The sequence below is a fragment of the Flavobacterium sp. genome (genome assembly GCF_035760125.1).
In the GTDB taxonomy this organism is placed as follows: domain Bacteria; phylum Bacteroidota; class Bacteroidia; order Flavobacteriales; family Flavobacteriaceae; genus Flavobacterium.
Genome location: NZ_DASTTN010000148.1, coordinates 1 through 11,775, shown reverse-complemented (window position 1 = coordinate 11,775; position 11,775 = coordinate 1). Strand labels below are relative to the sequence as shown.

At 31.8% G+C, this 11,775-nt stretch carries 11 protein-coding genes and 1 tRNA gene; 2 read left to right on the top strand and 10 right to left on the bottom strand.

The window, feature by feature from the left end; all coding sequences use genetic code 11:
* The 3 genes from VFS71_RS05825 to VFS71_RS05815 form a co-directional block, all read right to left on the bottom strand.
* Positions 1-2,339, bottom strand: a 2,339-nt coding sequence (locus VFS71_RS05825; RefSeq protein ID WP_326399926.1) for a TonB-dependent receptor, incomplete at its 3' end; no start/stop codon positions are given.
* A gap of 36 nt (positions 2,340-2,375) precedes the next feature.
* On the bottom strand, positions 2,376-3,275 hold the full coding sequence (locus tag VFS71_RS05820) for a FecR family protein (RefSeq protein ID WP_326399925.1): 900 nt from the start codon (positions 3,273-3,275) through the stop codon (positions 2,376-2,378).
* Between the two features lie 49 nt (positions 3,276-3,324).
* Positions 3,325-3,840, bottom strand: coding sequence for an RNA polymerase sigma factor (locus VFS71_RS05815; RefSeq protein WP_326399924.1), 516 nt, complete (start codon positions 3,838-3,840; stop codon positions 3,325-3,327).
* A gap of 203 nt (positions 3,841-4,043) precedes the next feature.
* Between VFS71_RS05815 and VFS71_RS05810 the strand changes: the two genes are divergently transcribed.
* Positions 4,044-5,066, top strand: a complete 1,023-nt coding sequence (locus VFS71_RS05810; protein ID WP_326399923.1) for a hypothetical protein — start codon at positions 4,044-4,046, stop codon at positions 5,064-5,066.
* A gap of 200 nt (positions 5,067-5,266) precedes the next feature.
* On the opposite strand, the gene VFS71_RS05805 is transcribed toward VFS71_RS05810, so the two are convergent.
* Positions 5,267-5,341, bottom strand: a tRNA-Pro gene (locus VFS71_RS05805).
* 150 nt (positions 5,342-5,491) lie between these two features.
* Here VFS71_RS05805 and trxB point away from each other — a divergent pair.
* Complete coding sequence (gene trxB, locus VFS71_RS05800) at positions 5,492-6,439, top strand: thioredoxin-disulfide reductase (RefSeq protein ID WP_326399922.1); 948 nt, start codon at positions 5,492-5,494, stop codon at positions 6,437-6,439.
* Positions 6,440-6,517: 78 nt separating this feature from the next.
* On the opposite strand, the gene VFS71_RS05795 is transcribed toward trxB, so the two are convergent.
* From VFS71_RS05795 to VFS71_RS05770, 6 genes are all read right to left on the bottom strand, one after another.
* Positions 6,518-7,351 carry a GIN domain-containing protein gene (locus VFS71_RS05795; RefSeq protein ID WP_326399921.1) on the bottom strand — a complete coding sequence of 278 codons (834 nt, stop codon included), beginning with the start codon at positions 7,349-7,351 and terminating at the stop codon, positions 6,518-6,520.
* An 84-nt stretch (positions 7,352-7,435) separates the two neighbouring features.
* The gene (locus VFS71_RS05790) at positions 7,436-8,176 is read right to left on the bottom strand and encodes a head GIN domain-containing protein (protein ID WP_326399920.1); all 741 of its coding nucleotides are present in this window, start codon (positions 8,174-8,176) and stop codon (positions 7,436-7,438) included.
* Positions 8,177-8,187: 11 nt separating this feature from the next.
* On the bottom strand, positions 8,188-9,258 hold the full coding sequence (locus VFS71_RS05785; protein ID WP_326399919.1) for a M23 family metallopeptidase: 1,071 nt from the start codon (positions 9,256-9,258) through the stop codon (positions 8,188-8,190).
* A gap of 3 nt (positions 9,259-9,261) precedes the next feature.
* A complete protein-coding gene (locus VFS71_RS05780) occupies positions 9,262-10,992 on the bottom strand; it encodes a PspC domain-containing protein (RefSeq protein WP_326399918.1) in 1,731 nt (576 codons plus the stop codon).
* Positions 10,993-10,997: 5 nt separating this feature from the next.
* A complete protein-coding gene (locus VFS71_RS05775) occupies positions 10,998-11,327 on the bottom strand; it encodes a PadR family transcriptional regulator (protein WP_111409468.1) in 330 nt (109 codons plus the stop codon).
* Positions 11,328-11,460: 133 nt separating this feature from the next.
* On the bottom strand, positions 11,461-11,775 hold a 315-nt coding region (locus VFS71_RS05770), incomplete at its 5' end, for a DUF4870 domain-containing protein (protein WP_326399917.1).

Below are 11,775 nucleotides of genomic sequence, written 5' to 3'. Positions count from 1 at the left end.
CCATTTGTAGTTTCCCACTTGTAAGTAGATGAAAAATTAACTTGTGAAAAAACATTTAAATTGGTGTTATTAGGTTTGTTGTAAACCAGTACAGGATTTGAAAGATCAATTTGAGAACTGTTGGGAGAGGTTTTTGGTCTTCCTGAAGACAATTTTGTTCCCAAAGCAATTTTGAAATTGTTTTTCTCATAAATACCTGCCCACGATAAAGCATGAGTTAACTCGAAATTGTTTGGAAAACTTGGGTATTCATAATTGGAAAACTGATAATCATTTTTATTATAGGTATAACTTAACCAGGTAAGAAAGTGATTTATTTTTTTTTGAATTAGAATTTCTGTTCCTAAAACTTCATAATCGCCAGTTGTTCGAATAAATTCTAATTGGTTCTGAAAACCTTGGCTGGAGGTTGTAATACCGGTTACTTTTTTATAGAAATTTTCTATATCTAACAACCAATTATTCTTTTTATAGAATAAATTTAAGGATATTTGTTTGCTTTTTTGAATGGGAATAGTTGTGTTATTTGAGAGAATCCAACGCCTCTTTTCAATGCCAAAATAATCTTTTTGCAAATCAATGATTTGTTGCGAATTTTGACTTTTTAGTTCTCCTAATACTTCTAAATTTAAACTTTTATTGATTCCATAGCTAAATTGCATTCGAGGTTCTACAATAAATTTTTCAAATTTTTCGATATAATTAATTCTGGTTCCTGCCTTAAAATATATTCGGGAAAGCGTATCATTGTATTTTCCTTCCAAAATTAAGGCATGTGTTCTCAGAACCTCTTTAACTTTATGATAGAAATCAGGATTGCTTACCTGTTCTAAATTACTAACACCTATTTCGTTAAATTGATACCCATCGTTAAAACTAAATTGAGAGGTAATGGTATGGTAATTTTCTACATTAATCCCGTTATTGTTAACTGTGTTTTCTTGAATGACGATTTGATTTCCAATGGTGTTTTTTTGGTCAGCCAAAAGTTCATAGGCTGAGTTATAAACATTAATTTTAGTTGTATTGAAGTTATTCCAGTTCCTTTGCCACGTCAAATTTCCACCATAATTTTGTTGGCGTAAAATATTGTTTTCTGATTTGTTTATATCGTTTGCAGTCGCACTTTGAAAGACTTCCAAATTGTCCTGTATGGTTATTAAATCCAGTACTAATTGGTCTTTAAGCCCAATTTTTTGAGCATATTTAAGAGTAGCGTCGTAGAAACCAAATTTTTTATCACTTTGATAATTAATGTTTTGGTTTTGCGAAAAATCAGTGATTGTAGTATTCTGGAATACTTTATTGAAATATTCTTTGTACGTGGGAGTTTCTACAAAATCAGTAATGGATTTACGTGCTGAAATTTCGACATAACTCTTTTTCGAAAGATTGTACTTCCCATAAATATCAGCATTAATCATGTTTATTCCTGCACTAGCAGCGTTTTTTTCTGCAGTTTCCGGAGTAGAAGAAATAGCTACCACGCTGGATACACTTTCTCCGAAAAATGCAGAACTTCCGTTTTTATAAATAGAAATGGTATGTGCCAAATTGGGATTGAAGACCGATATTAAACCAAAAAAATGTCCCGTTTGGTACATTCGTATTCCGTTCCATAAAAATAAATTCTGATCGTGGGTACCGCCACGTACATTGATACTCGAAACACTTTCATCGATACTGTTTACTCCAGGAATTTGCTGCATTGCTTGCAAAGCATCAGGTTCGATAAGTCCCGGCAGAATACCAAATTTCTTGGGTTTAATTTCAAATGATCCATCTTTGTTTTTTGAAATTCCTGAAGCTAAAATAGCATTGGTTTTAATTTCTTCAAGTTCTGTAATTTCAGGTTCTAATAGTATCTGGAGACAATCTTTGGAGTCTGGATCATCTGGCACAATTCGTTTGGTTATAAATCCTATATGACTGATTAAAAACATAGTTGAATCCCCTTTTTTAAACTCAAAATAACCGTTTGAATCAGTCACAGTCTGAGCTTTATTACTTACATTAATGTTTGCATTTTCAATAGGTTTTTTGTCCGTACTGGAAAAAATGAACCCGCAAATTATTTTGGATTCATTATCTTTTTTATAAATATTAATGAATTTATTCCCTATATTTTCAAAGGATAAATTGGTTTCTTTTGCAAGATATTGCAGTTTTTGATCTAAAGTGAGCGATTCTTTTGGAGGATTTATTAGAAGGCCAGCAATATTATCCTCGGTGTAATTAAAACTTACCTGATGTTGTTGTTCAATATCATTAATGATTTTTTTAAAAGGCACAACTTCTCCTTTGTCCTGAGCAAAAAGATTCAAGACAAGGAAAAACATAATAAACAAAAAATGAAATTGTTTTGGATACAACATTTATTTTTTGTCAAAAATTATTTTATTTTTTGCAACTTTTTCTGCTTTTAAATTATAAGTTGTACTAATGATTTGCAATGCTACATCCAAGTCTTTAGCAGGTAATTTCCCTGTAAATAGAGAGCTTGTATCTTTCGTATTTAATTCAATCGTAACGTTGTATTGTCTTTCAATTTCGTCTAATAGGGTTCGGATATTTTCTTTATAAAAACACATTTGATTTTCCATCCATTCTGGTTTCAATGAATGTGTTTTCATTTTAATTTGTTTTCCGTTTTCAAAACTAACGCTTTGTCCGTGCGTTAATAGAATTTGAGTGTTTGCATAATTGACCTTCACACGTCCTTCATAACACACTACATCAAACCTGTTTTTTCGATCTTTAACATTAAATTGTGTTCCTAAAACCGTTACTTTTCCAAGATTGGTCAGCACTTCAAATCGTCTCCCTTTGGATACCCTGAAATAAGCTTCTCCTTTTAATTCAAGACGTCTATTGTTATTCCAGTTCCATTTTTTATAGTTTATTTCAGAACCGGAATTTAGTACTACTTCGGAGTTATCTGGTAAAGAAAAAGTTGTTTTTTCTCCAAAATTTGCTGTTTGTGTTTGGGATGAAAAAAAAATCAATGAAAAAGTAATCCCAAGAGCCAAGATAAAGATTGCGGCTACGCGAAAAATCCATTTTTTATAAATAGGAACTACTTTTGGAATGGCTTTTTTCTGCTTTAGAATGTTCGATAGCATAACATTTCCATCCAAATCATCTACCTCTAAATGTTTTGTATAATCTTTAATTTTTTGGTATTTTTCGAAATCAGGGCTTGTTTTAAATTCAGCTAATTCATCCTCCAATAAATCATTGTCGAGCCATTTTGCTAATAATCGATTTTCTTTCATTTTGCTGCTATTATATCATTAAAACAAATGGAACTAAATTTTCCCTACTTTATAACTCAATTTCTTTGCGTAAGCTTAATAAAGCTAAATGAATGCGTTTTTCAACTGCCTTTACGCTTATATTTAGATCCAAGGCAATTTCGCTATATTTTTTTCCATCAATTCGATGCATCAAAAAGGCAATACGTTGTTTTTCGTTTAAGTTTTCAATAGCTTTCAAAAGTTTAGTTTGAAATTGTTTTTCCTCAAGAATATATTCGGGATTTTCATTTGTTTTATCTAAACCTGTGAAGTTTTTTTCAAATCTCAAAACAACTTTTTGATGTGCAATTTCGTTCAGACTGCTATTATTTGCAATAGTGTAAATATATGATTTTGCTTTTTCTAGTGGTACGGATGCACAATTTTGCCAAAGTTTTATAAATGCTTCCTGTGCCAAATCTTCTGCCTGGCTTATATTGCCAAATTTGTAAAAAAGAAAATTCCGAAGTGCTTTTACCTGACTTTTAAAAAAAGACGAAAAGATTATTTCGTCACAAGTGTTTGATTGGATTTTATTTGGCATTTAAATTTTCAATTTGTACTTAACAAAAGTATTTATTTTTAGTTTAAGTAGGGTAAAAGTAAAGCTGATTGTTTTATAGAAGTATGAAATGTTATTTTCTTTTGATAATTAAGGATTTAAAAAAAAATGAAATCGAAACCTTTGATGACGAATTTATGAAAAACAGGTCCTTTTAATTTTATTATCTTTGTAAAAATATAGATATGTCCCCTTTTAAAAAATATTTATCAATAGTAGCTTTCCTGTCCTTATTATTGTCTTGTCAAAGTGAAATGGATGAGCAAGATTATAATACACAGGGAACAGTTACAAGTGTTTCTCCTCTCACTTCTTATTTGCAAAGGGTTGCGATGGTTAAAACAGTGCAGGATAATGTAATCGATAAGTCTAGTTATTGTACCATAAAACTTCCTTATACTGTTACTGTTAATAATGAACAAATTGCAGTTAATACAACTGCTGATTATCAAAAAGTAGTAGATAATATCAATGCAAATAGTAACGATAATGATATTGTAAAAATAGATTTTCCCGTAACAATGGTCTACTATAATTACTACGAAAAAATTATTCCTGCTGAAGCTGATTTTAATTCCTTAATCGATTATTGGAATCATTACCCTGATCTTTTATCCAAAATCAATGGTCTAAATATCAATTATCCAATAACGATTAATATTTATAACAGCACAAATCAAGTAGCAAGTTCTGTATCGATTATAAGTGATCAGTCTTTTTTTAATTTCATAAAAAATTTGAACGACAGTCAGTATATTTCATTAAATTATCCAATTTCTATAGTAGACTATAATAATCAGACCAGATCAATTACGAATAATTTAGATTTCGAAAATGCTATAAAATATGCTATTGATAACTGCCCGGAAAATAACATTGTAACTCTTGATTTTGTACAGACAATAACAAATGGTTCTTGGGTAATACCTTATTTTTTTGATGATTCAGAAAAAACCTCTTCTTATAGTGGATATTCATTTGTCTTTAAAAGTGACAAATCGGTGGTTGCTACTAATGGAGCTATTTCGGAAATAGGCCAATGGGAAAGTATAGTGCAGAATGGCGTTAGGGAATTAAAAATAGATTTCAGTACAGAATTACTTGGTAAATTGAATAATAATTGGAAGTTGTTTGAGTTTAATAATTCGAAAATAAGATTGCGCGATGTAAGTAATAGCACTAATTATCTTTATTTTGAAAAAAAATAAATTCTGATTTTGACTATTGAGTTAAAATATATTGACTGTCCTTGTTATCTCAGCCTGTTATTGGGCGAATAGCTACTTTAAAGTCTAATTCAATTTTTCAAATTGTATCTGTAAGTATTAGTTAGTGAGTTATTGTTTTTAATAAAAACACAGTTTAATATGAAATAAAAAAAGCCGAACATTGCTGTTCGGCTTTTTTGTCGGGGTGGCAGGATTCGAACCTGCGGCCTCCTGCTCCCAAAGCAGGCGCGATAACCGAGCTACGCTACACCCCGTAAATCGAGTGCAAATATAAGGTTTAATTCTGCTTCTCAAAACATTTTAGTAAAATAATTAAAATTTATTTCGGCATCAGTTTTTTGGATTTATTTGACTGTGTATTTTTTATAATAAAGATTACATTTGCAATTCAAAAAAATAAAAATATGTCGGATACAATAGAAAAAATCAAATGCCTTATTATAGGTTCTGGGCCAGCTGGTTATACAGCAGCCATATATGCAGCAAGAGCCAACATGAATCCTGTACTATATCAAGGAATGCAACCTGGAGGTCAATTGACCACAACTAATGAAGTCGAAAATTTTCCTGGTTATGTTGATGGAGTTACCGGTCCCGAAATGATGGTACAACTACAAAGCCAAGCACAACGCTTTGGTGCTGACATTCGTGATGGTTGGGCTACCAAAGTAGATTTCTCTGGAGATATCCACAAAGTTTGGATTAATGATAAAATTGAATTGCATTGTGAAACCGTGATTATTTCTACTGGAGCTTCTGCTAAATATTTAAATATTGCATCGGAACAACATTATTTGAAAATGGGTGGTGGAGTTTCAGCTTGTGCTGTATGTGATGGATTCTTTTATAGAAATCAAGAAGTTGTTATAGTAGGAGCAGGAGATTCAGCTTGTGAAGAGGCTCATTATTTGTCTAAATTATGTTCTAAAGTAACAATGTTAGTTCGTAGCGAAAAATTTAGAGCTTCCAAAATTATGGAAGAACGTGTTCGCAAAACGGAAAATATTACCATCTTGATGAATCACGATACAGTAGATGTATTGGGAGACGAGCAAGTGGTAACAGCTGTCAAAGCAAGAAACAAAACTACTGGAGAAGTGTTTGATATTCCAGCTACGGGTTTCTTCGTGGCGATTGGACACCAACCTAATACTGAGATTTTTAAAGACTATTTAACATTAGATGAGACTGGGTATATTATAAATACACCAGGGACTTCAAAAACAAATGTAAATGGTGTGTTTGTTGCCGGTGATGCTGCAGATCATGTGTATCGTCAAGCAATTACAGCTGCAGGTACTGGTTGTATGGCTGCTCTTGATGCTGAAAGGTATTTAGCGTCTAAAGATTGAATTTTTTCTTTATAAAAGCAAAAGTCCCAATTTTTTAAGTTGGGGCTTTTTTTATGTACTGAAACCTTGACTTTGGGATTACTTCGCTTTTTTTATCAATTGAGCTTCGCCCAGAAATTTTCTCACCTCAATTTTGGGCGTTCCAAGCAAGTAGATTTTGGATGTATTATCTGCATCAACAACAAGTGTGGTATCGGACATTAGATTGCATATTGCATTGCCTGCTGTTGTTACGTCTGCATTTTTTATGTTTAAATTGAAACCTGTAAATACACTATTGTTGTCTTGTCTAATAACTGCGTTGGTAGCGTCTCCTTCTATTATTGCAGTCGCTTTTTGGTATAAATCAAAAGCAATATCCGTTGTTGTAACCAATGCTTTGATTTGTGCATTTTTACTTAGTTGAATTTTTGCTTTTTCAGCTTTTAAATTCAATTCGATCTTAGATTTGTCATCGGATATTAGGGTAAAATTTTTTGAATTGACGTTCAAATATAATTTGGCAAAATCTAATGAGCTAAAGGTAATGTCATCTAATATTACAGCTTCAAGCGCATTTATAATAGTTGCATTTTTGGCAACAACCGATTTTAGATCATTGGTGTATGTGATTTTTACAACCAATTTTTTGAAACTACTTATTTCTTTAGAAGTATAAATACGAAGTGTTTTTTCTTTGATGTCAAAAGAAATATTGTCGTGAAGATTGTCATCAGCATCGATTTTAATTTCGTTTTTTGTGCCTTTTTCCAAGAAAACAGTTAGGTTGTCTTCAATTTCCAAAGCTGTAAAGTCGCCAATTTCTTTTGGTTTTTCGACGACTATTTTAGAGCCCTTTATTCTTTCTTTATTTTGACCAATAGTTAATGTTGTTACAAGTAAGAAAAATACAACTAAGTATGAATATTTCATTTTATACAATTTGGGTTGAAGTACAAATATAAAAAAATCACCCATTTTGATGGATGATTTTTAAAATTTTTAAGTTTGAATTACTTATTCTTGATGGACACTTCCTCCAGAATTCTCCTCTTTTTGAATCGATTTAGGTGTTCCATTATAGGTAATATTTCCACCGCTGGAAGCATCCGCTTTTAGGTTTACAATAGGATGAACAGTTATCGATGAACCGCTGGATGAACTGGCTACCACTTCGTTTGCGAGTAAGTCAGTAGTGTTGATTACACTTCCACTGGAAGCTTCCGCTTCTACATGCAAGGCTTTACCTTTGATGGTTTGATTACTTGCACTACTGGTTGACAATTGAACATTTTCATATTCGGTTGTGAGTTGAATTGAGGCAGCACTTGATGAAGCCAAAGTAAGGTTGCTTCCTTTTAGTGTTGTGTCTGAATTAACAGTTGATGCTGATGAAGCTTCAATTCCTTCAATAACTGGCATTTTTACTGTAATTTTTTTGGAAGAAACATTGATGAAGTTACCGAATTTACAAGAAATAACCAGTACTCCATTTTCTACTTTTGTCGTGATTTCTTTTTGTAAATTATCATCGGCTTCCACAATGATTTCTGTTTTGTCTGATTGTTCAATAACAAGGTCTAAAGCATTGCTTATTTCTACATTTTTGAAATCTCCAGTAACGGTCCTTTTTTCGGTAGTTACATGACCGCTTCCAGTTATAGAATTAATGTTTCCCAACTGATTACAAGATCCAAAAAATAATGCCATTAGAGTAATGACTATGAACTTCGTGATTAATGTGATGACTTTTATCATGGCTATTGGTTTTATTTTGATTGAATAATATCACCGGTTGTAATGGTGTGTGTTGTTACCTCTTTTTTGTTAGAACCAAGAATTAAATAATAATTTTTAAAATAGGATGGAAGTCCTTCCGCCTGATGGGTGATCGAATTTCGAACTTCAAAATGCAGATGTGGAAAGAATGAACTACCAGAGGTTCCAATAGAAGCAATTTTTTGCCCTTTTTTAATTTTATCTCCCACTTTCATTCCGATTGCACTTTGATTTTTCAGATGCCCATATATACTGTACAAATGTTCACTGTGTTTTATAACAATATAATTTCCATATAAAGTTAATGGATTATCTTTTAAAGATGGAATATCAAAAGTTTTATCGTCTTTTTTATTCGTTTCGATAGCTGCAATTTCTCCATCGGCAACAGCGAAGACATCAGTTCCAAAACCAAACCAGTCTGTGTCGTTTTCTCCATTTGAAAGAAACTTTTTTCCTTCAGAATCAATTATTACAAAATCATAGGCATATCTCATGAAATTTCCAGTAAATCCTAATTGCTTGATTGGAGCAAATTCGTAGTCAAAACGCCTGTGATGTGAATAAAAATCATGCCCGTCATACACAAGTATTTTGTTTTTTAGAGGCAAAATAAAATCCGACTTTTGATCATAATCTATTGGAATAACTACTTTTTTAATCTCAATGCTATCATTGAAAACAAATGTATATTCCAGTTTGTCAGTCATACTATTTAGATCCGGAAACGGATTAAAAAGCATTTTTCTTGAAACACTATTCCATTCAATGTTTGGAATAGTGTTTATACTTGGTGCCGTACCATTATTATCCAAAAACTTTTGTTGGATAAGTTTATTTTGCTTGTCAAAAGCTGATATTTCTAACCTGGTTAATTTAAGGCTATCCGTTGATTGGTTTTCTATGACAAAATCAAAATTCAAACTGTATTGTTGTTCATTGATTTTCTCTTTCAGCGGATGCTCAGGTTTGCATTCAATTGTAAGTTTGTTTTGAGCATTAACAGACAAGGCAGATAATCCAAAAATAAGTACTGCAAAAGATTGAATGGTTTTCATCATTACTTATTCAGTTTTAATGATTATGCCGTCTTTGTTGATTTTCAATTCTTTAAACTCTTTTTTTGTTTTAACAACCGAATCACTTTCAATAGTAACTCCATTTTTAGTTATTGTTACATTAGTTTCGTTGTCATCATCCATGTCTACATCATCATGATCATTTTCATCGGCTGGACAATCAAGACATTTTACTTTAGAATCTTCCACTTTGTAAGTGTATTTGTCAGAGCTGTAGTGTAAGTTGAAAAAATCATCATTGGACCAATCATAATCTTGTACACTAGAGTCTGTTTTAAACAAAGTTCCTTCTGGTAGATGTAAAATGATTTCGATTTCTTGATCACGGAATTTGTTTTTCAAGTCGGTAATCAAATAATTATCTAAAATCAATTGGTTTCCGATAATTTTATATCCGTAACGAATGGCTTCTGCTCTTTTTTTGGCTTCCGATAAAGATTTTCCTTTTGCTTCTTTTTCAATTTGAATGTATGCATATTTTTCGTCTGATTTTTCGATTTTAATATGTACTTGATTAGAGTAAATGATATCATTATTCAATGAATCTTTTGTGATCATAAAATCATTTCGATCATTTACATCCTTTGCAAAATAATCATTGTGTTTGAATTTGATTAAAAGTGTATCCGTTGGTTTTAGATTGATGGTTTCTTTTTGAACCGATCTGCCGTTTATGGCAAATGCTGTAGCTTGTTTTATTCCTATTGAAATTGCAATCGAAACAGCGATTAACCAAAGGGCTAATAGAGTGTATTTTGCAATATTTCCAATAGACTTCATATTAGGAGCTAATAATTTAAAGCCTAATAAAGTCATGAAAAAGAAAGGAATACCAACTGCTAGGAACATTAATAAACCGAAAGACCAGATTGGATAATCGGTAAAGTTACCTGCTTCTACAAAACTTTGCCAAGGAAAATCCATTGACACGCTGGTTCCCAATGTGAATACTCCAATAAAAAGTAAAACCAATACCGTTAAACCTCCCATTATTAGAATAACTCCTAAGAATTTGGCGAAAATTTTGAAAACGGTCATGATAAAATCACTAAAGCTATTCCCTAATTTTTCGGCTCCTGTTTTTACTTGATTGCCAAATTTGTCGTAATCAGCATTCTTTATTTTTCCTGAAACATTTTCAAATTCCTCACGAACCTTTTTTTCAATATTTGAAATTGTAACAGGTTCTCCTGTCATTTCCAGTTTTTCAGATGTTGTTATAGCTTCTGGAGTTACAATCCAAAGGATAATGTAAGCCAAAATTCCAGTTCCAAATCCAGCAAAAACAAATATTAAGAACATGATTTTTAACCAAACGGCATCAATTCCAAAATAATGGCCCAAACCTGTTGCAACACCACCAATCATTCCGTTTTCTTTGTCGCGGTATAATTTTTTAGTATGTCTAGGTGCTGAAAAATCTCTGTTCTCATTTGTAGTAGGACCATCTTCTTCGATAATGTAATCCTCAGGTTGTCCCATAACGGAGATAACTTCGTCTACTTCTCTAAGAGTGACTACATGTTTCTCTGTTTTTTGTTTCTCTGTCAATAATTCCGAAACTCTCATTTCGATATCCTTGATTATTTCTTCTTGTCCAGATGATTTTGACAGCGATCGTTTTATAGCGTCAAAATAACGGGTTAATTTTTGGTATGCATCTTCATCAATATGGAAGAACATTCCGCCTAGGTTTATATTTACAGTTTTGTTCATGACTATTATTTTTGGTTGGTTATTAAGTTTACGGCATCAGACAATTCCGTCCATGTGCCATCAAGTTCTCTTAAAAAGGTTTGTCCGATCTCAGTCAAACCATAGTATTTTCTAGGTGGTCCCGATGTGGATTCTTCCCAACGGTAGTTGAGCAATCCGTCATTTTTTAATCGAGTTAAGAGCGGATAAATGGTTCCCTCTACGACCAACAATTTAGCGTTTTTCAAAGTGTCTAATATTTCTGAGGTATAAGCGTCTTTCTCTTTTAATACTGATAAGATACAAAACTCAAGAACACCTTTACGCATCTGGGCTTTTGTGTTTTCAATGTTCATAATTTTTTAATTTGAGTTGATTAGATTTGTTGATGAAACTGTTCATTTTTGATTGATGATTGAATGATTAATTTATTTTGTGATATTATGTTTTATATATTTAATTCAATGCTGATTTGAGCATGATATTTTATTATTTAAGAAAAGATATTGTCAAAGGGTAGCTATATTCTTCTCCATTAGATGCTTTGATTGAAGCATAAATGACCAAAAAGAATTCTGCAATTTTCATACAGGCGAATATAAAAAGTGCTAAAACACCCACTGTCAAAATCCCTATACTGTTGCCGTAATCAAAATTTTTTAAAATAATATCGTCGTTGTTTACTAAATCATTGAATGAGATGTTTTTTAAAACGGTATATAAAAATATTGGAATGGCAATCATGGCCAATATCAAAGAGTAAATTAAAATACTCAATTGAAAGTTCAAAGCTTGTTTACCATT